This is a genomic window from Enterobacter cloacae complex sp. IR53041, assembly GCF_049238285.1.
Lineage (GTDB): Bacteria > Pseudomonadota > Gammaproteobacteria > Enterobacterales > Enterobacteriaceae > Enterobacter > Enterobacter roggenkampii.
In genome coordinates, this window is the sequence record NZ_JBMKHB010000017.1 from 15,147 (window position 1) to 37,550 (window position 22,404).

General features: G+C 56.4%; 19 protein-coding genes. 17 read left to right on the forward strand and 2 right to left on the reverse strand.

Annotation, left to right across the window (positions count from 1 at the left end):
• The first annotated feature begins 43 nt into the window (after window positions 1-43).
• The 4 genes from araG (at window position 44) to otsA (ending at window position 4,938) form a co-directional block, all read left to right on the forward strand.
• Window positions 44-1,558 (forward strand): L-arabinose ABC transporter ATP-binding protein AraG, encoded by a 1,515-nt coding sequence (gene araG, locus ACOTXF_RS13415; protein ID WP_202324064.1) that lies wholly within the window; start codon window positions 44-46, stop codon window positions 1,556-1,558.
• A gap of 11 nt (window positions 1,559-1,569) precedes the next feature.
• Window positions 1,570-2,559: an L-arabinose ABC transporter permease AraH gene (araH, locus tag ACOTXF_RS13420; RefSeq protein WP_171843394.1), complete on the forward strand. Its 990-nt coding sequence runs from the start codon at window positions 1,570-1,572 to the stop codon at window positions 2,557-2,559.
• 176 nt (window positions 2,560-2,735) lie between these two features.
• On the forward strand, window positions 2,736-3,539 hold the full coding sequence (gene otsB, locus ACOTXF_RS13425) for a trehalose-phosphatase (protein ID WP_032652519.1): 804 nt from the start codon (window positions 2,736-2,738) through the stop codon (window positions 3,537-3,539).
• Window positions 3,514-4,938, forward strand: a complete 1,425-nt coding sequence (gene otsA / locus ACOTXF_RS13430; RefSeq protein ID WP_021240457.1) for an alpha,alpha-trehalose-phosphate synthase — start codon at window positions 3,514-3,516, stop codon at window positions 4,936-4,938. Before otsB ends, otsA begins: the two co-directional genes overlap by 26 nt.
• A 15-nt stretch (window positions 4,939-4,953) precedes the next feature.
• Here otsA and uspC read toward each other — a convergent pair whose 3' ends face one another.
• Entirely contained in the window at window positions 4,954-5,382 is a 429-nt protein-coding gene (uspC, locus tag ACOTXF_RS13435; protein ID WP_202324063.1) for a universal stress protein UspC, read from the reverse strand.
• 784 nt (window positions 5,383-6,166) lie between these two features.
• On the opposite strand from uspC, the gene flhD reads away from it, so the two are divergent.
• The 6 genes from flhD (at window position 6,167) to cheW (ending at window position 11,599) form a co-directional block, all read left to right on the forward strand.
• On the forward strand, window positions 6,167-6,517 hold the full coding sequence (gene flhD, locus ACOTXF_RS13440) for a flagellar transcriptional regulator FlhD (protein WP_008500415.1): 351 nt from the start codon (window positions 6,167-6,169) through the stop codon (window positions 6,515-6,517).
• 2 nt (window positions 6,518-6,519) lie between these two features.
• Window positions 6,520-7,098 carry a flagellar transcriptional regulator FlhC gene (gene flhC, locus ACOTXF_RS13445; RefSeq protein WP_234115278.1) on the forward strand — a complete coding sequence of 193 codons (579 nt, stop codon included), beginning with the start codon at window positions 6,520-6,522 and terminating at the stop codon, window positions 7,096-7,098.
• Window positions 7,099-7,221: 123 nt separating this feature from the next.
• Window positions 7,222-8,109 (forward strand): flagellar motor stator protein MotA, encoded by an 888-nt coding sequence (gene motA, locus ACOTXF_RS13450; RefSeq protein WP_008500417.1) that lies wholly within the window; start codon window positions 7,222-7,224, stop codon window positions 8,107-8,109.
• The gene (gene motB / locus ACOTXF_RS13455) at window positions 8,106-9,035 is read left to right on the forward strand and encodes a flagellar motor protein MotB (protein ID WP_202324062.1); all 930 of its coding nucleotides are present in this window, start codon (window positions 8,106-8,108) and stop codon (window positions 9,033-9,035) included. The genes motA and motB overlap by 4 nt, the downstream gene beginning before the upstream one ends.
• Window positions 9,036-9,039: 4 nt before the next feature.
• A complete protein-coding gene (gene cheA / locus ACOTXF_RS13460; RefSeq protein ID WP_234115277.1) occupies window positions 9,040-11,076 on the forward strand; it encodes a chemotaxis protein CheA in 2,037 nt (678 codons plus the stop codon).
• Between the two features lie 19 nt (window positions 11,077-11,095).
• Complete coding sequence (cheW, locus tag ACOTXF_RS13465; protein WP_008500420.1) at window positions 11,096-11,599, forward strand: chemotaxis protein CheW; 504 nt, start codon at window positions 11,096-11,098, stop codon at window positions 11,597-11,599.
• A 472-nt stretch (window positions 11,600-12,071) separates the two neighbouring features.
• Here the strand turns inward: cheW and ACOTXF_RS13470 are convergent, their stop codons facing one another.
• Window positions 12,072-13,337, reverse strand: a complete 1,266-nt coding sequence (locus ACOTXF_RS13470; RefSeq protein WP_008500421.1) for a dicarboxylate/amino acid:cation symporter — start codon at window positions 13,335-13,337, stop codon at window positions 12,072-12,074.
• Between the two features lie 430 nt (window positions 13,338-13,767).
• Here ACOTXF_RS13470 and ACOTXF_RS13475 point away from each other — a divergent pair, with 430 nt between their 5' ends.
• The 7 genes from ACOTXF_RS13475 to tap all read left to right on the forward strand — a co-directional run bounded on the left by ACOTXF_RS13475 (window position 13,768) and on the right by tap (window position 22,396).
• A complete protein-coding gene (locus ACOTXF_RS13475; RefSeq protein WP_008500422.1) occupies window positions 13,768-14,340 on the forward strand; it encodes a Csu type fimbrial protein in 573 nt (190 codons plus the stop codon).
• A 12-nt stretch (window positions 14,341-14,352) separates the two neighbouring features.
• Entirely contained in the window at window positions 14,353-14,901 is a 549-nt protein-coding gene (locus tag ACOTXF_RS13480; RefSeq protein WP_202324061.1) for a Csu type fimbrial protein, read from the forward strand.
• Between the two features lie 16 nt (window positions 14,902-14,917).
• Window positions 14,918-15,679 (forward strand): fimbrial biogenesis chaperone, encoded by a 762-nt coding sequence (locus ACOTXF_RS13485; RefSeq protein ID WP_234115276.1) that lies wholly within the window; start codon window positions 14,918-14,920, stop codon window positions 15,677-15,679.
• The gene (locus ACOTXF_RS13490; RefSeq protein WP_047747358.1) at window positions 15,655-18,039 is read left to right on the forward strand and encodes a fimbria/pilus outer membrane usher protein; all 2,385 of its coding nucleotides are present in this window, start codon (window positions 15,655-15,657) and stop codon (window positions 18,037-18,039) included. The genes ACOTXF_RS13485 and ACOTXF_RS13490 overlap by 25 nt, the downstream gene beginning before the upstream one ends.
• Entirely contained in the window at window positions 18,036-18,998 is a 963-nt protein-coding gene (locus ACOTXF_RS13495) for a Csu type fimbrial protein (protein ID WP_048962828.1), read from the forward strand. Before ACOTXF_RS13490 ends, ACOTXF_RS13495 begins: the two co-directional genes overlap by 4 nt.
• 84 nt (window positions 18,999-19,082) lie before the next feature.
• Window positions 19,083-20,750 carry a methyl-accepting chemotaxis protein II gene (gene tar / locus ACOTXF_RS13500; RefSeq protein ID WP_048962829.1) on the forward strand — a complete coding sequence of 556 codons (1,668 nt, stop codon included), beginning with the start codon at window positions 19,083-19,085 and terminating at the stop codon, window positions 20,748-20,750.
• 44 nt (window positions 20,751-20,794) lie between these two features.
• Window positions 20,795-22,396 (forward strand): methyl-accepting chemotaxis protein IV, encoded by a 1,602-nt coding sequence (gene tap / locus ACOTXF_RS13505; RefSeq protein WP_023344434.1) that lies wholly within the window; start codon window positions 20,795-20,797, stop codon window positions 22,394-22,396.
• Window positions 22,397-22,404 lie beyond the last annotated feature (8 nt).

Consider the following 22,404-nt stretch of genomic DNA (forward strand, 5'->3'; position numbering starts at 1 on the left):
GTGAGGGGCCTGACGTACACACTACAGGAATCACGGAGACGTTATGCGACAGTCTGATCCGTATCTCTCTTTTCGCGGCATCGGGAAAACCTTCCCCGGTGTGAACGCGCTGACCGATATCAGCTTCGACTGCTATGCCGGCCAGGTTCACGCCCTGATGGGGGAAAACGGTGCGGGAAAATCCACGCTGTTGAAAATCCTCAGCGGCAACTACTCGCCAACAACCGGCACGCTGGCGATCCGCGGCGAAGAGGTCTCTTTTGCCGATACCACGGCGGCGCTCAATGCCGGGGTGGCCATTATCTATCAGGAGCTGCACCTCATCCCTGAGATGACCGTGGCGGAAAACATCTATTTAGGACAGCTCCCGCACAAAGGCGGCGTGGTGAATCGTTCGCTACTTAATTATGAAGCGGGGCTGCAGCTAAAACACCTGGGGCTGGACGTCGATCCCCAGACGCCGCTGAAATATCTCTCCATCGGCCAGTGGCAGATGGTTGAAATTGCCAAGGCGCTGGCGCGTAACGCCAGAATAATTGCCTTCGATGAACCCACCAGTTCGCTCTCGAAGCGTGAAATCGAAAATCTGTTCCGCGTGATCCGCGAATTGCGTCAGGAAGGCCGGACGATTTTGTACGTTTCGCACCGCATGGAAGAGATATTTGCTCTCAGCGATGCCATCACCGTGTTTAAAGATGGACGCTACGTGCGCACCTTTACCGACATGTCGCAGGTGAACCATGACCAGCTTGTTCAGGCGATGGTCGGACGCGATCTGGGTGATATCTATCACTGGCAGCCTCGCCAGTACGGCCCTGAGCGTCTGCGCCTCGATAGCGTAAAAGCGCCGGGCGTCAGAACGCCGATTTCGTTATCCGTACGCAGCGGTGAAATCGTCGGCCTGTTTGGTCTGGTAGGCGCGGGGCGTAGCGAATTGATGAAAGGGCTGTTCGGCGGTACCCGTATTACCGATGGGCAGGTCTCCATTGACGGCGAGCGGGTAGACATTCAGAAACCGGCCCACGCGATCGGGGCGGGAATGATGCTCTGTCCGGAAGACCGGAAAGCAGAGGGCATTATTCCGGTGCACTCGGTACGCGACAACATCAATATTTCCGCCCGCCGTAAGTTTATTCGCGCAGGTTGCCTGATAAACGATAGCTGGGAGTCGAGCAATGCCGACCACCATATTCGTTCACTGAATATCAAAACGCCGGGTCCGGAACAGCTGATCATGAATCTGTCAGGCGGAAACCAGCAGAAGGCCATTCTGGGCCGCTGGCTGTCGGAGGACATGAAGGTCATCTTACTGGATGAGCCGACGCGCGGTATCGACGTGGGGGCAAAACACGAGATTTATAACGTGATCTATGAGCTGGCAAAACGCGGCGTGGCGGTGCTTTTCGCCTCCAGCGATCTGCCGGAGGTGCTGGGCGTGGCCGACCGCATTGTGGTGATGCGTGAAGGCGAAATTGCCGGCGAATTACTTCATGAACAGGCGAATGAACAACAGGCGTTGAACCTCGCCATGCCTAAAGTTAGCCAGGCCGTCGCCTGAGTAAGGAGTTAATGATGTCCTCTGTTACTACATCCGGAGTGCCGAAGTCGAAGTCGGCGTTGAGCGTTGGGCGTATCTGGGATCAGTACGGCATGCTGGTGGTGTTTGCCGCACTGTTCGTCGCCTGCGCGATCTTTGTCCCCAACTTTGCCACCTTCATTAATATGAAGGGGCTGGGTCTCGCCATCTCCATGTCCGGGATGGTGGCCTGCGGGATGCTGTTCTGTCTGGCCTCCGGCGATTTTGACCTGTCGGTGGCGTCGGTGATTGCCTGTGCAGGCGTTACGACGGCCGTGGTGATCAACATGACGGAGAGCCTGTGGATTGGCGTTTTTGCCGGTCTGTTACTCGGCGTCATCAGCGGCCTGGTGAACGGTTTTGTTATCGCGCGCCTGAAGATTAACGCCCTGATCACGACGCTTGCGACAATGCAAATTGTCCGCGGGCTGGCCTATATCATCTCCGACGGTAAAGCGGTGGGGATTGAAGACGAGCGTTTCTTTACGCTGGGTTACGCCAACTGGCTGGGTCTGCCTGCGCCTATCTGGCTGACCGTGGCCTGCCTGATCCTGTTCGGCTTCCTGCTTAACCGGACCACCTTTGGCCGTAATACGCTGGCGATTGGCGGTAACGAAGAGGCCGCCCGTCTGGCCGGGGTGCCGGTGGTGCGCACCAAGATTATTATCTTTGTGCTCTCGGGGCTCGTTTCTGCCGCGGCGGGGATTATTCTGGCGTCGCGTATGACCAGCGGCCAGCCAATGACCTCTATCGGTTATGAGCTGATCGTTATTTCGGCCTGCGTGTTAGGGGGCGTTTCCCTCAAGGGCGGCATCGGAAAAATCTCATATGTGGTGGCCGGTATCCTGATTTTGGGCACGGTAGAGAACGCCATGAACCTGCTGAATATTTCGCCGTTCTCGCAGTACGTGGTGCGTGGTCTGATCCTGCTGGCAGCGGTGATTTTCGACCGTTACAAGCAAAAAGCGAAGCGTACCGTGTAACCGTTTGGTACCTCTTTTATTGCTCAATTTATAACCATAGTTGACCCCTTCACCGCCCCGCCAGTAAAACTGGCGGGGCGGTTGTCAAATGGCGAGCGACGTCACACTGTCTATACTTACATGGCTATGAAAGAGGTAAAGGCGTTTACCTCTCGTCAACCGTAAGGAGGAAAAGGGTGGCTGACTTGTTAACCGCACCGCCTGTACTGCCCGGACATTATGCTTTCTTTTTTGATCTCGACGGCACGCTCGCCGGGATAAAACCGCACCCCGATCAGGTGTCTATTCCGGAGGCGGTGTTACAGGATTTGCATCAGCTCTCGCTCATGAATGAGGGAGCACTGGCATTGATATCAGGGCGCTCAATGGCCGAGCTGGATCTGCTCGCCAGTCCATACCACTTTCCGCTGGCCGGTGTACACGGAGCGGAGCGCCGCGACATCCATGATCAAACGCATATCGTTTCACTCCCCGACGCACTTACGCAAACGCTCCAGAAGCGGCTCTCTGCTGCGCTGGCCGACCTGCCTGGCACCGAGCTGGAAGCCAAAGGCATGGCCTTTGCCCTGCATTATCGCCAGGCACCGCAGCACGGAGATGCCGTGCTCGCGCTTGCTCAGACGGTTGCGGATGCGCATCCACAGCTGGCGCTGCAGCCGGGTAAATGCGTGGTGGAGTTAAAACCAAAGGGGATTAATAAAGGCGCTGCCATCGCCGCATTTATGGCGGAGGCGCCATTTAAGGGCCGGACGCCTGTTTTCTTAGGGGATGACCTGACCGACGAGGCCGGTTTCCGTGTGGTTAATCAGGCCGGAGGGATCGCCGTTAAGGTAGGGCCTGGTGACACTGTCGCCGAATGGCGGCTGGCGGATGTCGCCAGCGTCTGGCAGTGGGTATCTGATATCGCTAACCAGCAACAACAACAAATAGCGCAAAACAAAGGGGGAAACCATTATGGGTCGCTTAGTCGTCGTCTCTAACCGAATCGCACCGCCTGATGATAAAAAAGCCAGTGCGGGTGGCCTGGCGGTAGGGGTGTTAGGTGCCTTGAAAGCCGCTGGCGGGCTGTGGTTTGGCTGGAGCGGAGAAATCAGTGAAGAAGAGAAACCGCTAAAAAAAGTGACGCGCGGGAATATCACGTGGGCGTCGTTTGCACTGAAAGAGAAAGACTACGACGAGTATTACTCGCAGTTCTCGAATGCCGTCCTGTGGCCGGCGTTTCACTATCGTCTTGACCTGGTCAAATTCCAGCGTGAATCCTTCGAAGGCTACGCGCGCGTGAATGCGCTGCTGGCGGATAAACTGCTGCCTTTAATAGAAGAAGACGATATTTTATGGATCCACGATTATCACTTGCTGCCGTTCGCCAGAGAGCTGCGAAAGAGGGGAGTGAATAACCGGATTGGCTTCTTCCTGCACATCCCGTTCCCGACGCCGGAAATTTTTACCGCGCTGCCGCCGCATGAAGAGCTGCTGGAAGCGCTGTGTGACTACGATTTGCTGGGCTTCCAGACGGAAAATGACCGCCTGGCATTCCTTGACTCCGTGTCAGGGAAAGCGCGTCTGGTGACCAAAGGCGGGAAAACCCATACGGCGTGGGGAAAAACGTTCCACACCGAAGTGTATCCAATAGGGATTGAACCTGACGAAATCGCGGAGCAGGCCTCCGGCCCGCTGCCGCCGAAGCTGGCGCAGCTTAAGAATGAACTCAAACACGTGAAAAATATCTTCTCGGTCGAGCGTCTTGATTATTCTAAAGGGCTGCCGGAACGCTTCCTGGCGTATGAGACGCTGCTGGATAAATATCCGGAGCATCACGGTAAAATTCGCTATACCCAGATTGCGCCGACGTCGCGCGGTGAGGTTCAGGCCTATCAGGATATTCGCCATCAGCTGGAGACAGAAGCCGGGCGCATTAATGGCCGCTACGGGCAGCTGGGCTGGACGCCGCTGTTTTATCTGAATCAGCACTTCGACCGCAAGATCCTGATGAAGGTCTTCCGCTATGCGGACGTTGGCCTGGTGACGCCGCTGCGCGACGGGATGAACTTGGTCGCGAAAGAGTATGTGGCAGCGCAGGACCCCGCCGATCCGGGTGTTCTGGTGCTATCCCAGTTTGCCGGGGCCGCAAATGAGCTTACCTCGGCGCTGATTGTGAACCCTTACGATCGCGATGACGTGGCGAATGCCCTGAACCGCGCGCTGACCATGCCTCTCACGGAACGTATTTCCCGCCATGCTGAAATGATGGAGACGATCCGGAAGAACGATATTAACCACTGGCAGGCGCGTTTTATTCAGGATCTCCGCGATATCGCCCCACAAAGCCATGAAGGCGATTTACAAAAAAAGATCGCAACTTTCCCTAAACTTGCCTGATATTTCCCTGGGGGGTTAACGCCCCCCAAGCGGCACTAATAACACGTCAACCTGACTTGATGCGACAATGGATTTCGCCGCGCAGGCCGCGCGCGATAAAAAGCTGTGGTTATGATTCCCGCATATCACTAAATCAATATTCTGTTTACGACACATGTCGAGAATATGGGCATTAAGTTCTCCTGTCGCAATTACGGTTTCATAGACAGGATAGTGTGCCTTTTCGACCAGCTCGCGCAGAAATTCCTGCGTTTCCTCCTGAAGTACCTCACGAATATCCTCCAGCATGGGGGCAGCCAGCTGATTATACATCTCGGGTTCGGCCGCAAGCGTGATGAGGCTGATGCGGGCATTGTGAGGTCTGGCAATGGAAACTGCCCGGGCGACGAGTTGATGGCTTTCTGGGGAAACGGCAACAGAAACAAGTAGATGGGAGTAACTCATGGCGCACTCCTTGGGTGTCTGACTGACAGCGTTTGATCACCTTTACCGCGATTTTCCGGGTTCTGCAAGGGCTGATTACGACATTAGTGTGAAGCTTATCATAATTATTCTTATAAGAAGAATAACTGAAAAATGCGCCTAAATGAAAAAAATTAACAACTTAACGTAAATCACACAATTTTATGCCTTGACTGTTGAATCGTTTTGATGCGTTACAAAATCATTTCGAATGATCACGATCTGAAACATCTTTTTTGGGCTGCCTGCATAACTCTATGTTTTTTCACAGTAAGAAAAATGTTTCCCGGAGGGGTGAATGATGTAAATGTTTCCGCGCGACGCCCACCCGAGGAAAAGCACGTTGCATGCCAGTTCTGATCCCCCTTCTGCAAGAGTATTCGTCAATTAAGAATACAAAACAGTGTCGATTGGTTAATAATTGAACAAATTACAAGTCATACTGATGGATTTATGGGTCATATTCACTTAAATTGTGTGACGTAGATCACATTTTTTTTAAATTTGAGGATGGCTGGATTGTATGTGTCAAAACTGACGAGTAGAGTTTGCGTCGAATTAGGAAAAATCTTAGTTATTTGTAAAAAATGATAAAACATGTAAGAGACGTATTCGCGTTTCCTCTCTTACGCGTTTCGATGAATACAAACCTAAATTCAACTATGCATTTAGCCTTTTCTTTTTTATACCGGGTGATTTCCCGGCGACATCACGGGGTGCGGTCTTTCCGCATAAAAATAATAGTTGGTTATTCGGGATGGGAACAATGCATACATCCGAGTTGCTAAAACATATCTATGACATCAATTTGTCGTATTTACTGCTCGCGCAGCGTTTGATTAGTCAGGACAAGGCGTCCGCGATGTTTCGTCTGGGTATTAACGAAGAGATGGCAACCATGCTGGGCGGTTTAACCCTCCCGCAGATGGTTAAACTGGCTGAAACGAATCAACTGGTTTGCCAGTTCCGTTTCGATGATTCACAGACAATAACGCGTCTGACGCAGGAGTCCCGTGTAGACGATCTTCAACAGATCCATACCGGTATTCTTCTCTCTACTCGCTTGCTTAACGAAATCAGCCAGCCTGATGACGTAGCCCGTAAGAAAAGGGCCTAGCAATGAGCGAGAAAAGCATTGTTCAGGAAGCGCGTGACATACAGTTGGCCATGGAGCTGATTACACTGGGTGCTCGTTTACAAATGCTGGAAAGCGAGACGCAGTTGAGCCGTGGTCGTCTCATCAAACTGTACAAAGAGTTACGTGGTAGTCCCCCGCCGAAAGGCATGCTGCCGTTTTCTACCGACTGGTTTATGACGTGGGAGCAGAATATTCACGCTTCCATGTTCTGTAATGCCTGGCAGTATCTTCTCAAAACCGGTTTGTGTAGCGGCGTTAACGCCGTGATCAAAGCCTACAAACTTTACCTTGAACAATGCCCACAGCAGGAAGAAGGTCCTCTGCTGGCGCTGACCCGCGCATGGACGCTGGTGCGTTTTGTTGAGAGCGGAATGCTTGAGCTGTCGCGCTGCAACTGCTGCAACGGCAATTTTATTACCCATGCTCACCAACCTGCAGGCAGCTTCGCCTGTAGTTTATGTCAGCCTCCTTCCCGTGCAGTAAAAAGACGTAAACTTTCCCGGGATGCTGCCGATATTATTCCACAACTGCTGGATGAACAGATCGAACAAGCTGTTTAACCCGAACGTGTGGGAAAGATTCCAGCAGCGGTAAGCGATTACCGCTGCTTTTTTTTACCCCGCGAACGGTCAACGCTGCGAGCTGGACGTCTTTGCCATAGTCACTAGCGGAAGGATGATGTCGTGCTTATCTTATTAGGTTACCTGGTAGTTCTCGGTACAGTTTTCGGCGGTTACATGATGACCGGCGGGCACCTTGGAGCACTCTATCAACCGGCTGAACTTATTATCATCGGCGGCGCAGGGGTAGGGGCTTTTATCGTTGGCAACAACGGTAAATCGATCAAGGGCACGCTGAAAGCAATTCCATTGCTGTTCCGTCGCTCAAAATACACCAAAAGCATGTATATGGATCTGCTGGCACTGCTCTATCGCCTGATGGCGAAGTCGCGTCAGCAGGGCATGTTCTCGCTTGAGCGGGATATTGAAAACCCGAAAGAGAGCGAAATTTTTGCCAGCTATCCGCGCATTCTTGCTGATGCCATGATGCTGGATTTCATCGTCGACTATCTGCGACTGATCATCAGCGGCAACATGAATACCTTCGAAATCGAAGCGCTGATGGATGAAGAGATTGAAACCCATGAAAGCGAATCGGAAGTGCCGGCTAACAGCCTGGCGCTGGTCGGCGACTCGCTTCCGGCATTTGGTATCGTTGCTGCGGTCATGGGGGTGGTTCACGCCCTGGCCTCGGCAGACCGTCCGGCAGCCGAGCTCGGCGCGCTGATTGCCCATGCGATGGTGGGTACCTTCCTCGGTATTTTGCTGGCGTATGGCTTTATCTCTCCGCTGGCCAGCGTGCTGCGCCAGAAGAGCGCGGAAACCACCAAAATGATGCAGTGCGTGAAGATCACGCTGCTCTCTAACCTCAACGGTTATGCGCCACCGATCGCGGTTGAGTTTGGCCGTAAAACGCTTTACTCCAGCGAGCGTCCGTCGTTTATCGAGCTTGAAGAACACGTGCGTGCGGTGAAAAACCCAAACCAACAGACGACAACTGAGGACGCATGAAAAACCAGTCCCATCCGATCGTCATCGTAAAAAAACGCAAGCACAAGGGCGGTGGGCATGGCGCGCACGGCTCGTGGAAAATCGCGTACGCCGATTTTATGACCGCAATGATGGCGTTCTTTCTGGTGATGTGGCTGATCTCCATCTCCAGCCCAAAAGGGCTGATCCAGATTGCCGAATATTTCCGCACGCCGCTGGCAACGGCGGTGGCCGGCGGGCCGCGTATCTCTAACAGCGAAAGCCCGATCCCGGGCGGCGGCGATGATTACACCCAGCAGAAGGGTGAGGTGAAAAAAGAGCCGAACATCGACGAGCTGAAACGAAAGATGGAACAGGCGCGCCTGAAAAAACTGCGTGGCGATCTCGATCAGCTGATTGAAGCGGATCCGAAGCTGCGCGCGCTGCGACCGCATCTGAAGATTGACCTGGTGCAGGAAGGGCTGCGTATCCAGATTATCGACAGCCAGAACCGCCCGATGTTTAAAACCGGGAGTGCGGAAGTCGAACCGTACATGCGCGATATTCTGCGTGCCATTGCACCGGTGCTGAACGGCATTCCTAACCGAATCAGCCTGTCAGGCCACACGGATGATTTCCCCTACGCCAGTGGGGAGAAGGGATACAGCAACTGGGAACTTTCTGCCGACCGTGCCAACGCCTCGCGCCGCGAGCTGGTGGCAGGTGGGCTTGATGATGGCAAGGTACTGCGCGTAGTCGGCATGGCCGCAACCATGCGCGTTTCCGACCGCGGGCCGGATGATGCCATCAACCGTCGTATCAGTCTTTTAGTGCTGAACCAGCAGGCGGAGCAGGCCATCCTGCATGAAAACGCCGAAAGTCAGAATGAGTCACTGGACGATTTAAAACAGCCTGGGGCCGTTCCTTCGGCTGCCGTTCCAACATCGCCACCAGCCAATCCGAGGTGATAGCGTGAGCATGGATATTAGCGATTTTTACCAGACATTCTTTGATGAAGCCGACGAATTGTTGGCCGATATGGAGCAACACTTGCTCGATTTGGTGCCCGAAGCACCGGATTCCGAGCAGCTCAATGCCATCTTCCGTGCGGCGCATTCCATTAAAGGCGGAGCCGGAACGTTTGGATTTACCATCCTGCAGGAAACGACCCATTTAATGGAAAACCTGCTTGATGAAGCACGACGCGGTGAGATGCAGCTCAATACCGACATTATCAACCTGTTTTTGGAAACCAAAGATATTATGCAGGAACAGCTCGACGCCTATAAAAGTTCGGCAGAGCCTGACGCCGCCAGCTTTGAATACATCTGCAATGCGCTGCGCCAGCTCGCGCTGGAAGCCAAAGGTGAGGTTGCCGCAGCCGTGGTTCCTGCCGCAAAACTGAGCGTTGTGGATACGGTTGCCGCGCAGGCGTCTGCCCCTGCCGACGCACCGGCGGGCAAACTGCGCGTGGTACTGTCTCGCCTGAAAGAGAATGAAGTTAACCTGCTGGAAGAAGAGCTGGGTAACCTGGCGAAATTAAGCAACGTGGTTAAAGGCAAAGACAGCCTGGCCGCGACGCTTGATGACGGTATTGGCCAGGACGATATCGTGGCGGTGCTGTGCTTTGTGATTGAAGCCGATCAAATCGCCTTCGAAACCGAAACGGTCGCGTTTGACGTTCCTGCGGCTGTGGAAGAGGCAGCTGTTGTCGCTCAGGCTGCCGCACCGGCTGTGGCGCCCGCGGCTCCGGCGCTCAAGGCGGTGCCAAAAGAGGCTGCTGCACCGGGCCGTGGTGAAAAACCTGCCGCGCGCTCCAGCGAGTCGACCAGCATCCGTGTCGCCGTTGAGAAGGTTGATCAGCTGATTAACCTGGTGGGCGAACTGGTGATCACCCAGTCGATGCTGGCGCAACGTTCAAACGAACTCGACCCGGTCACCCACGGGGATTTGATTACCAGCATGGGCCAGCTGCAGCGTAACGCCCGCGATCTGCAGGAATCGGTCATGTCCATCCGTATGATGCCGATGGAATATGTCTTCAGCCGCTTCCCGCGTCTGGTTCGCGATCTCGCCAGCAAGCTGAATAAACAGATTGAACTGACCCTGATGGGCAGCTCAACCGAACTGGATAAGAGCCTGATCGAGCGCATCATTGACCCGTTAACGCACCTGGTGCGTAACAGCCTCGACCACGGTATCGAACTGCCGGAAAACCGCATTGCCGCCGGGAAATCCCCGGTCGGGAATCTGATCCTGTCTGCGGAACATCAGGGCGGAAACATCTGCATTGAAGTGACCGATGACGGCGCAGGCCTGAACCGCGAGCGCATCCTGGCAAAAGCGATTTCGCAGGGAATGGCGGTCAATGAAAACATGACCGACGAAGAAGTGGGCATGCTGATCTTCGCACCGGGCTTCTCTACCGCAGAGCAGGTGACCGACGTCTCCGGGCGCGGCGTGGGCATGGACGTGGTGAAACGTAACATCCAGGAGATGGGCGGCCACGTTGAGATCCAGTCCAAACAGGGTTCCGGCACGACCATTCGCATCCTGCTGCCGCTGACGCTGGCGATCCTCGACGGCATGTCAGTCAAAGTGGCGGACGAAGTCTTTATCCTCCCGCTGAACGCCGTGATGGAATCCCTCCAGCCGCGTGAGGAAGATCTGCATCCGCTGGCGGGCGGGGAGCGTGTGCTCGAGGTTCGCGGTGAGTACCTGCCGCTGGTGGAACTGTGGAAAGTGTTCGAAGTGGACGGGGCGAAGACAGAGGCTACGCAGGGTATCGTGGTGATCCTGCAAAGCGCGGGCCGCCGCTACGCATTGCTGGTCGATCAGCTGATCGGTCAGCACCAGGTGGTGGTGAAGAACCTCGAAAGCAACTACCGCAAAGTGCCGGGTATTTCTGCCGCCACCATTCTGGGTGATGGTAGCGTGGCGCTGATCGTCGACGTGTCGGCGCTTCAGGGATTAAATCGTGAACAACGTGTGGCGTACACAGCCGCCTGATTAAGTAGAAGGTAATAACATGACCGGTATGAGTAATGTAACGAAACTGGCGGGCGAGCCATCAGGACAGGAATTTCTGGTATTCACTTTAGGCGATGAAGAGTACGGCATCGATATCCTGAAAGTGCAGGAAATCCGTGGTTACGACCAGGTTACCCGCATCGCTAACACGCCTGCGTTTATTAAAGGTGTCACTAACCTGCGTGGCGTCATTGTGCCCATCGTGGATCTGCGCGTGAAGTTCAGCCAGGGCGACGTTGATTACAACGACAACACCGTGGTGATCGTCCTGAACCTGGGGCAGCGCGTGGTAGGTATCGTGGTGGATGGCGTGTCTGACGTGCTTTCCCTGACCTCTGACCAGATTCGTCCTGCGCCGGAGTTTGCGGTCACGCTGTCGACCGAATACCTGACCGGTCTGGGCGCGCTCGGCGAGCGTATGCTGATTCTGGTGAACATTGAGAAGTTGCTGAACAGCGATGAGATGGCGCTTCTGGATATCGCCGCGAGTCACGTAGCCTAAAACAAAGCCGGGTGGCGCTGACGCTTACCCGGCCTACGTGTTCAAGTCATTTGTAGGCCGGGTAAGGCGAAGCCGCCACCCGGCTTTTTTACATCCTGCTCCACCAGCTCAGCTTCCGTGGCCACCCATACGTTAATGCTCGGGGCCGTCTTCGCAGCTGGATAGCGCGGCGAGTCACGTAGCCTAAAACAAAGCCGGGTGGCGCTGACGCTTACCCGTCCTACGTGTTCGGGCCATTTGTAGGCCGGGTAAGGCGAAGCCGCCACCCGGCTTTTTTACATCCTGCTCCACCTGCTCAGCTTCCGTGGCCACCCATACGTTAATGCTCGGGGGCCGTCTTCACTGCAGGATATCGCGGCGAGTCACGTGGCATAAAAACAAAGCCGGGTGGCGCTGACGCTTACCCGGTCTACGCGTTCGGGCCATTTGGTGGCCGGGTAAGGCGAAGCCGCCACCCGGCTTTTTCATGCCATTACGCTTCCTGCTTTACCAGTTCAGCTTCAGCTTCCGCGTCCCGCGCGCCTTCATTCTGCGACAGCATGGCGGTCGCAATACCATTACCCAGAACGTTAATTGCGGAACGGCCCATATCCAGGAAGTGGTCGATCCCCATCAGCAGCAGAATACCGGCCACCGGAATGTTAAAGCTTGGGATCGTCGCGGCCAGCACCACCAGCGAGGAGCGCGGTACGCCCGCAATCCCTTTTGAGGCCAGCATCAGGGTCAGCATCAGCACCGTCACCTCAGAGAAGCTCAGATGAATGTTGTACGCCTGCGCAATAAACATCGAGGCGAAAGAGCAGTACACCATCGACCCCACCAGGTTGAAGGAGTAGCCAATGGGCAGTACGAAAGAGGCGATGTTGCGCGAGCAGCCAAAACGCTCCAGCTGCTCCAGCGTTTTAGGGTAGGCCGCTTCAGAACTGCTGGTGGTAAACGCCACCAGAACCGGATCTTTCAGCATGCTGACCAGGCGGAACACCTCTTTTTTCAGCACCATGTAACCCACGGCCAGCAGCACCATGCAGGTGAGAAGAATGGCAACATAGTAGCCGCCAATAAAGGAGGCATAGTTCAACAGAATGCCCAGGCCCTGCGTGGCGATGACGGAGGAGATTGCCGCGAAAATGGCCAGCGGCGCAACGTACATTACGTAGCCTGTGACCTTCAGCATAATATGAGAAACCACGTCCAGCGCGGCCACCAGCGGGGCATTGAATTTCTGCCCCAGCGACGCGCCACCAATGCCAAAGAACATTGAGAACACCACAATCTGCAGGATCTCATTGTTCGACATCGCCCCCGCGATGCTGGTCGGAATGGTGTGAGACAGGAACGCTTTCAGCGTCATCCCCCCAACGGCTAATCCGGTATCCACCGCTTCGGTCGGGACGGTCAGGTTCAGCCCGCTGCCCGGATGCTCCAGCGTGACGATAAACAGGCCGACCAGAATTGAGAGCACGGATGAGCTGATAAACCATACCATCGCTTTGCCGCCCACGCGGCCAATGGTGGAGGTTTCGCCCAGCTTCATAATGCCGACGGTGAGCGTACTGAAGACCAGCGGTGCAATGACCATTTTGATCAGTCGCAGGAAAATATCGGTCAGAAGGGTAATATTATCCGACCAGGCTTTGATGGCATCCGCAGATGCATATTCATGAATTGCTGCCCCTGAAAGAATACCCGCCAGCATGAATATCACGATGAAGAGTGTGAGTTTGTTTGCACTTGCCACGAAAAAAGACCCTCTATGCGCTTCAGATGTAGCCCGCACCGATACATATAAATTTTTTATTACGACGCGGGAAATTATTCGGCACATAAATTGACGCAAAGCGTAGGGGGATACAACTCCTTTTTAAGTTTTATTAATTTTGTTGTTATTGCCCTGACGATATATTGTGATCTGCATCACACTTTAATGGATATATTCTCTCCTGATAGCATGAAAATGCTGAAAAAAATAATTTAACTCTCTGTTATTTAAGGCAATAAGAAGTCAATAAGACAAAGTGCTTATGCGTTAAGGGGCAGGTGGTCGAAGCGATATCCGTAAACTAAATTCTCAATAACCCCCCTCAGAGGAACATTAAGCGGGGCTAACATCTTGAACGACAAAAATAAAACGTGGCAAGGGAACGGAGACGTCTTCTGGAGGGTGGTAAATGAAAAGAAAACTCCTTTTGATCTGCGCAGGCACCTTACTGACTGCGACAACGGTCCATCAGGCGCTGGCCGTCACCAGTAGCGGCACCATCGGCGCGACGCTGACGCTCACGAACGGTTGTCTGATAAACGGATCGCCCACGCAAAACGGCATTAACTTCGGGACACTGGATTTCGGCACCCATCCCGCAACGTTTTCCACTCTGACCACGCAGCTCACCGGCGCCAGCGGCGGAAACACCTTCACTATTCAATGTACGACCGCCAGCTATACGGTGGCGATCACCGGCAACACCAACTCCACCGCACCCGGCACCGTTGTCGGCACCCCGGGAACCCCTGCGCGCTATCTGGTTAACACCGCCAACGCGGCACAGGGCGTGGCATACAGCCTGTACAGCGACAGCGGGTTTAACAGCGTGATTGCCAATAACACCGCGCTGCCGATCGCCTCTACGGCCGGAGGGGTGGACAGTTACACCCTCTACGGGCGTATTACCGGCGGCGGTAACAGCGTGACAGTCGTCCCGGGCACCTACACCGACACGATAAACGTCAGCGTCACCTATTAGTCCTGCACCGCCATGAAGGCAACTCTTACTGGTCTGCGCATATGCGCAGAGGGACACGTGCAGCCTTTTTTCGCGCTGATCGTCGGATTGCTGATGGCGCCCGCGGCGGAGGCGGTGACGTCACAGTCCTTTAAGGTCAGCGCGACGATTGTTCCGGGATGCGCGGTGGCCACCGGCAGCGGAGGGGTTCTCGGGACGCTGGATTTTGGCACCCATAACGGCGTCGAGAGCGCACCGGTAAGCACCAGCTTTGTGCCAAACGGGGCGTTGTCTATCGCCTGCACGCCGGGCGTGGCGCTGAGCATGAGCATTAATGGCGGACAGAATTATTCAACCGTTCGCCGCATGAAGCGCTCGAACGACGCCGACGTGGTGGGATACCGGCTTTACAGCAGCAGCTCGCTGGCCGCGAACAGCGAAATTGGCGTCAACCAGGCGATACCGGTGACCTATAGCAACAGCAATAACATCGCGCTGCCGCTTTTTGGCGTGGCGCTACTGACCGGATTTAGCCCGGCAGGAACGTATTCCGATCAGCTCACCGTGACCTTGTCATGGTAATGAAGGGAGAGTGTTGATGAAGCCAGTTTTCAGACCTGTTTGTCTGGCGGGCGCGTTGGGAATGGCTGTGGCAACCGGTCAGGCGCAGGCGGCAGCCACCATTCTGCTCTGGCCTATCGACCCGTGGCTTGCGGCAGACGCCAACGCCACGGAGCTGTGGATCCAGAACCAGGGAAACAGCGCCACCACGATGCAGGTGCGTATTGTGCGCTGGAAGCAGGAGGACGGACACGAACGCTACGCCGCGCAGCAGGATGTGGTCGCCAGCCCGCCCATCGTCACGATTGGCACAGGCAGCAAGCAGCTTATCCGTCTTATTAAGCAGGCCCCCGTTCCCGCAGGCGTCGAACAGGCCTACCGCATTATTGTGGTGGATGAAATTCCTCAGCCTGATGCCAAAGCAGAACCCGCCATCGGCCTCAAGTTGCAGATGCGTTACTCCATTCCGCTGTTTGTGTATGGCCAGGGGATCCCGACAATAAAAGAGGGGGCGCATCACGCGCTGGTGGAGACCCGGAACCTGAGCTGGCGGGTGACGCGAGCGGATGGGCAGCCGGTACTGGAGGTTCGGAATCGGGGGGATGTCCATGTCAGGCTGAGCCAGGTGGCGCTGGAGCAGGGAGGGCAGAAACGCGCGGTCGCGGAGGGATTGCTGGGTTACGTACTTCCCGGCAGCACCCGCAGCTGGCCGATACCCGCAGGCGTTCGTCAGCCAGAGCGGATGAGCGCGCAGATTAATGCCAGGGACGCACAATGGCAGTCGACGCCCGTCAACTGAAGCCAGCGATGATGATACTGCTTTGCGTCAGTTCCGCGACCTGGGCTGAGCCCGGCGATGACAGCCTTCCGCCGCCGCCCCAGGCACAGGCGATACATGATGAAGCGGTCTTCCAGCTTGCCCTCGTGCTCAACCACTACGATACCGGTCTGGTCGTGCCCGTGACGCAGCGCAAAGGCGCTTTCTTTATCTCCAGCGCTGACCTGCTGCGCGCGGGACTGCCCCCGGAACATGTTCCTGCCGGAGAGGTGAATCTCTCATCGCTTTCTCAGGTTCGGGTGGAGTACGACAGCGCCGGGCAACGTCTGCTGCTGACCGTTCCCCGGGACTGGGTCGCATCCCGCGTGACGCCGTTCGGCGCGCAAACGGCGCAGGCCAAACCGCACTTCGGGCGCGGCGCGCTGCTCAATTACGATCTCTACACCAACCACACGGAGCATATCGGCGGACAGGCGTCCCTCTGGCATGAATTCCGCTATTTCAATGAGAACGGCTCGTTTTCCTCCACGGGCTATGCCCGGGAAAATTTCACCGGTAACGACGGTCAGCAGGAAGGGTATGTCCGCTATGACACGACCCTGTTGTTCACTAACGAGGATGACGCAATGAGCTGGAGCGTCGGGGACGTGATCAGCGATGCCCTGAGCTGGAGCTCCAGCGTGCGGATGGGAGGGATCAGCGTCGGGCGGGATTTTTCCCTGCGCCCTGACCTGGTGACGTGGCCGCTGCCCGAATTCGCGGGGGAAGCGGCGGTGCCCACCTCGGTGGATCTCTTTATCAACGGCTATCGGTCCGGCTCAACCCAGCTTCAGCCGGGCCCCTTCACCCTGACCAATCTGCCCTATATCAACGGCGCCGGGGATGCGGTACTGGTCACGACGGATGCACTGGGGCGCCAGGTCAGCACCACGCTGCCGTTTTACGTCTCCAGCGACCTGCTCAAAAAAGGGCTGAGCGACGGCGCCGTGACGCTGGGCAGCCTGCGGCGTAATTACGGTATCAAGAATTTTGACTACGGCCCGGCGGCAGGCAGCGGCTCGTATCGCTACGGGGTGACGGACTGGCTGACGCTGGAGGGTCATGCCGAAGGGGCGCAGGAACTGGCGCTGGGCGGGGCTGGGACGGTGATTAAACTCGGCCAGTTTGGCGTGGTGAATACCTCTTACTCGCAAAGCCGCATGCGCGGGGAGGCGGGCGGGCAAATCAACTGGGGTTACCAGTACAGCACCAGCGAGTTCAGCGTGGCCACCCAGCACACGCGTCGGGACCGCGGCTTTGGCAATCTGGCCCTGTACGACCAGCCTACGGTGTATGACGATAACGATAAACCCATCGCCAGCTTCAGCCGCAATACGGACCAGTATTCTCTGACCTTCAACCTGGGACAGTACGGCAACATCGGCGCAGCCTGGATTGGCGTGGAGAGTTTTGACAGTCAAAAAACCGAGCTGCTTAATCTCTCATGGAGCCGTAATTTGTGGGGCGCGAGCAGTATTTACCTCGCCGGGAGCCGGGACCAGCAGCGGGGAGACTGGACGGTCGCGCTGTCGCTACAGGTGCCGCTGGGGGCACGCGACAGCGCCGCGTTCACCGTCGAAAACACCCCGGATGCGGGCAACACCCAGCGCATTAACTACAACCATTCCATGCCGTCTGACGGCGGCTTTAGCTGGAACATGGCCTGGGCCAACCAGTCAAAATCCAGTGACTATCAGCAGGGCACGCTGGGCTGGCGTAATAATAATATTGAACTGCAGGGCGGCGGCTACGGCGAAAGGGACATGATGACCTGGTGGGGCGAGGCGATGGGCGCGATTGTTCTGATGGACGGCGAGCTGTTCGCGGCGAATAAGATCAACGATGCGTTTGTGGTCATCAGTACCGACGGTCATCCGGACGTGCCCGTCAGCTATGAGAACCAGCCCGTTGGCAAAACGAATAACAACGGTTACCTGCTGGTCAGCGGGGTGTCGGCGTATTACCCGGCAAGCTACCGCATTGATACCCTGAACCTGCCGGCGGATACCCGGCTGAAAGAGACCGAGCGGCGAATTGCGATTCGGCGTTACAGCGGCTATCTGGTCGATTTCCCGATGGAGCAGGAGAGGGTGGCAAGCGTCATCCTCCACGATGCGCGCGGCCAGGCGCTGCCGGTGGGAAGCCAGGTCCGGCGTGCCTCGCGCAGCAATGCGGTGGTGGGGTATGACGGTATTGCCTGGCTGGAAAACCTTAGCGATGTGAATCCGCTGGAGGTGATCGCGCCTGACGGAAAACGCTGCAAGGTCACCCTGACCGTGGGAGCCAACCCGGAGCACAAGCTGCAAACCTACGGTCCGCTGGTGTGCCGGGAGGCGCCATGAAGCGCCTGCTGCTGTTAATGCTGTTGCTGTTCTCCGGCGGCGGCTGGGCGGCGTGTACCGTCAGTACGGTTAATGCGTCGTTTGGCAGCGTCACCTCGTTCGCGCTCAGCGGAACCGGGGAGGTGGAAACCACCGGCAGGCTTGTTGTGGCGTGTGATACCGTGCTCAACGTTCTGACCAACGATTCGGTGACCCTGAGCTACACCGCGGCGTCAGTTTCGGGCAACAGTCGCGCGACCATGAAACGTACGGATAATGCCGCCATTACGGACGTAATCCCCACCCGGCTGTGCGGATTATCGGCTTGTGCGAGCAGCAGCGAGGTGCAGATAAGTAAAACGTATACCTGGAGCGGGAATACCTTGCTGGGGCTGCTGGGGACAAGGCAGTATAACATTCCGCTCTATTTTCGCACCGTCGCTGGACAAAACGTCACTGCCGGTCCCTACCAGGTGCAGTTGACCTTCAGCATCAGCTACAGCGTCTGTGCCTTCGGTGTTGGAAGCCTTTGTACGAATGCCCAGACGGGAACCTCAACAACCACCATCCTGTTGGATATGACCGTCACCAACGACTGCAGCGCCATGACCACGCCGGACGTCAACTTCAACAGCGCGCCGCTGGTACAAAGTTTCCCCACCGTCTCACAGGCGATTGCCGTCACCTGTACCAAAGGCAGTACCTATACCATCGGCATTAACAACGGTTCTAACGCGCTGAATAACGTGCGCCGGATGGTAAGCGGCAGTAACTACCTCAGTTATGACATCTATAAAGAAGCCACGGGTAACCGCTGGGGCGGCAGCGGCAGCGAACGCTGGACCAGCGCGACGTCGTCGCAGGTCAGTACCGACGGTTTACTGCGTACCTACAACTACACCGCGAAAGTGCTGACTAATCAGGCCACGCCACCCGCCGGAACCTACACCGATACGCTGATTGTCGACGTGGCTTTCTAACCCCGCGCTTTTCCCTTTCTCAAATGTAAAGTTCCTGTTGGCTGTGCCGATAACACCGTTAATAAATCTATGAGAAGGTGTTGTATGTTGAACCGTATCCGCGTTGTCACAATGCTTATGATGGTGCTGGTCATTTTCGCACTACTTCAGCTTATCTCCGGCGGGCTTTTTTTCTCGTCATTAAAACAGAACCAGGACAGCTTTGCGGCCTCGAACGATCTCCGCCTGCAGCAGAGTGAACTCACCTCAACGTGGGATCTGATGCTGCAAACGCGTATCAACCTGAGCCGCTCGTCCGCGCGCATGATGATGGATCCCAATAATCAGCAGAGCAGCGCGAAAACCGATCTGCTGAAAAATGCCCGGGCGACACTTGCGGATGCCGCAAAGCATTACGAGGCCTTTAAGAAAATCACCCCGCAGCCTGCGATGGAGCAGGTGAGCCAGAATATCGACGAAAAATACAACGCCTACCATGCCGGTCTGGCAGAGCTGATTCAGTTCCTGGAGAGCGGCAACATGGACGCCTATTTCGCGCAGCCGACGCAGGGGATGCAAAACGCCCTCGGCGCGGCGCTGGGGGAATATGCAAAGGTCAGTGGCGATCTGTATCACTCCGCGTTTGCTGAAAGCCAGAATGACTACCGCTTTGCGAAATGGCAGATGGCGGTGCTGGCGCTGGCGCTGGTCATTGTGCTGATCGCGGTCTGGTACGGCATTCGCCATATCCTGCTGAACCCTCTCGGTCGCGTCATCGCCCATATTCGTGACATTGCCGGCGGTGACCTGACCAAAACGCTGACCGTGTCCGGGCGCAATGAGATCACCGAGCTGGCAAACAGCGTTGACCATATGCAGCGTTCGCTTATCGATACCGTCGCCAACGTGCGTAGCGGCACGGATGCCATCTATACCGGCACCAGCGAAATTGCGATGGGCAATAACGACCTCTCATCGCGCACTGAACAGCAGGCGTCCGCCCTGGAAGAGACGGCGGCCAGCATGGAGCAGCTCACCGCGACCGTGAAGCAGAACGCCGATAACGCCCGCCAGGCGTCTCAGCTGGCGGAAAGCGCCTCCGAGACGGCGCAGCGCGGCGGTCGCGTGGTGGATGGCGTAGTGAAAACCATGCACGACATCGCCGAGAGCTCCAAGAAAATCGCCGACATCATCAGCGTCATCGACGGCATTGCCTTCCAGACCAACATTCTGGCGCTGAACGCCGCCGTGGAAGCGGCGCGCGCGGGCGAACAGGGACGCGGGTTTGCCGTGGTGGCCGGGGAAGTGCGCAACCTGGCCAGCCGCAGCGCCAACGCGGCAAAAGAGATCAAATCGCTGATTGAAGATTCCGTCTCCCGCGTCGATACCGGCTCCGTGCTGGTGGAAAGCGCCGGGGAGACCATGAATGACATCGTGAATGCCGTCACCCGCGTGACGGACATCATGGGTGAAATCGCCTCTGCGTCTGATGAGCAGAGTCGTGGTATCGACCAGGTTGCCCTGGCGGTATCGGAAATGGATCGCGTGACACAGCAAAACGCCGCCCTGGTGCAGGAGTCCGCTGCGGCGGCCGCTGCGCTGGAAGACCAGGCGAGCCGTCTGAAGATGGCCGTCTCGGCGTTTCGTCTCGCTTCACTCGCTGGAAACACGGTCACCCCGCAGGCGACGTACCGCGCGCCAGCCGCTGAACCGGCTGCCAACCGTACGCGTACCGCGGCGACCGGACAAGATGAAAACTGGGAAACATTTTGACTGACAATTAAACCGCGGCTGCTTGCCGCTTGATGGGAGCGTGGATGTTAAATCGTATTCGTATCTCGACCACACTGTTTTTGATTCTGATCCTTTGCGGTGTGTTGCAGGTTGGCAGTAACGGGTTGTCTTTTTGGGCGTTTCGCGATGGCTATCAGAATTTGCAGGACGTTGAGGCGAGTAATCAGCAGCGCTCCGCACTGGCACAAACCCGTGCCGTGCTGTTGCAGGCAAGCACTGCGCTGAACAAGGCGGGAACCTTAACCGCGCTAAGTTATCCGCCGGATGACATTAAGGCGCTGATGGCCACCGCGCGCGACAGCCTGAAACAGGCTGACGCACAGTTTAAGGCCTTTGCGGCACAGGCCACCGGCAGCGAAAAAGAGAAAGCGCTGAAGGCCGCCATGAAGACCCATTTTGAACAGTGGTACAGCGATCTCGACCATCAGGCGACGTGGCTTGAGAACAACCAGCTGTCGGACTTTATGACAGCGCCGGTTCAGGCCTCGCAGGCGGCGTTTGACGGCAGCTTTGACGCATGGCAGCAGGATATCAATCAGTCTGTTCTGCGCGCCGGTGAAGCAAGCCGCACCAGCTATCACATGTCGGGCGTCATCTTCGGCGTGATGGTGATTCTGGCGGGCTTGCTGACCGGCGCCGCGCTGCTCTGGTCACGCAAAATGATTGTGCAGCCGCTGGCGATTATCAGCAGCCACTTCGACAGCATTGCGAAAGGCGACCTGGCGCGTCCGGTGGCGGTGTTCGGCAAGAACGAAATTTCGGCAATTTTTGCCAGCCTGAAGGCGATGCAGGGATCGCTGAGGGAAACGGTATCCGACGTGCGTCAGGGCAGTTATGCCATGCACACCGGGATCTCAGAGATTGCGGCGGGTAACAACGATCTCTCATCCCGCACCGAGCAGCAGGCGGCCTCGCTGGCGCAGACGGCAGCCAGCATGGAGCAGCTGACCGCGACGGTTAGCCAGAACGCCGATAACGCGCGTCAGGCGTCTGACCTGTCAAAACAGGCGGCGATGACGGCGAAGAAGGGCGGCGACCAGGCGTCCCATGTCGCCAGCACCATGCAGGAGATCGCCACCAGTTCACAGAAAATTGGTGACATCATCAGCGTGATTGACGGTATCGCATTCCAGACCAACATTCTGGCCCTGAATGCTGCCGTTGAAGCGGCGCGTGCCGGGGAGCAGGGGCGCGGGTTTGCGGTGGTAGCGGGTGAAGTGCGTAACCTGGCGAGCCGCAGCGCCAACGCGGCGAAAGAAATTAAGGTGCTGATTGAAGAATCGGTGTCACGGGTTCAGCAAGGCTCTGCCCTGGTGGATACGGCGGCACAAACCATGCACGAAATCGTCACCTCGGTGACGCGGGTGAACGACATCATGGGCGAGATTGCCTCGGCGTCGGATGAACAGCGTCGCGGGATTGAGCAGGTTGCTCAGGCGGTCACCCAGATGGATCAGGTGACGCAACAGAACGCCTCGTTAGTTGAGGAAGCGGCAGCGGCAACCGATCAGCTGGCCAGCCAGGCGGATCGTCTGACCGGGCTGGTCGCGGTATTTAATGTGAAAGAGCACGTTGAAGCAGTAACAGAAGTCGGGCGGTCGCAGGCCGTGCCAGTTGTATCCTGAGTGTAATT

Coding starts and splice junctions, on each gene's coding strand:
- ACOTXF_RS13495 (WP_048962828.1), top strand. CDS start 18,036: ATGAAGCGCCTGCTGCTGTTAATGCTGTTGCTGTTCTCCGGCGGCGGC.
- tar (WP_048962829.1), top strand. CDS start 19,083: ATGTTGAACCGTATCCGCGTTGTCACAATGCTTATGATGGTGCTGGTC.
- otsA (WP_021240457.1), top strand. CDS start 3,514: ATGGGTCGCTTAGTCGTCGTCTCTAACCGAATCGCACCGCCTGATGAT.
- uspC (WP_202324063.1), bottom strand. CDS start 5,382: ATGAGTTACTCCCATCTACTTGTTTCTGTTGCCGTTTCCCCAGAAAGC.
- ACOTXF_RS13475 (WP_008500422.1), top strand. CDS start 13,768: ATGAAAAGAAAACTCCTTTTGATCTGCGCAGGCACCTTACTGACTGCG.
- flhD (WP_008500415.1), top strand. CDS start 6,167: ATGCATACATCCGAGTTGCTAAAACATATCTATGACATCAATTTGTCG.
- araG (WP_202324064.1), top strand. CDS start 44: ATGCGACAGTCTGATCCGTATCTCTCTTTTCGCGGCATCGGGAAAACC.
- ACOTXF_RS13480 (WP_202324061.1), top strand. CDS start 14,353: ATGAAGGCAACTCTTACTGGTCTGCGCATATGCGCAGAGGGACACGTG.
- tap (WP_023344434.1), top strand. CDS start 20,795: ATGTTAAATCGTATTCGTATCTCGACCACACTGTTTTTGATTCTGATC.
- flhC (WP_234115278.1), top strand. CDS start 6,520: ATGAGCGAGAAAAGCATTGTTCAGGAAGCGCGTGACATACAGTTGGCC.
- ACOTXF_RS13490 (WP_047747358.1), top strand. CDS start 15,655: ATGGCAGTCGACGCCCGTCAACTGAAGCCAGCGATGATGATACTGCTT.
- cheW (WP_008500420.1), top strand. CDS start 11,096: ATGACCGGTATGAGTAATGTAACGAAACTGGCGGGCGAGCCATCAGGA.
- araH (WP_171843394.1), top strand. CDS start 1,570: ATGATGTCCTCTGTTACTACATCCGGAGTGCCGAAGTCGAAGTCGGCG.
- motB (WP_202324062.1), top strand. CDS start 8,106: ATGAAAAACCAGTCCCATCCGATCGTCATCGTAAAAAAACGCAAGCAC.
- ACOTXF_RS13485 (WP_234115276.1), top strand. CDS start 14,918: ATGAAGCCAGTTTTCAGACCTGTTTGTCTGGCGGGCGCGTTGGGAATG.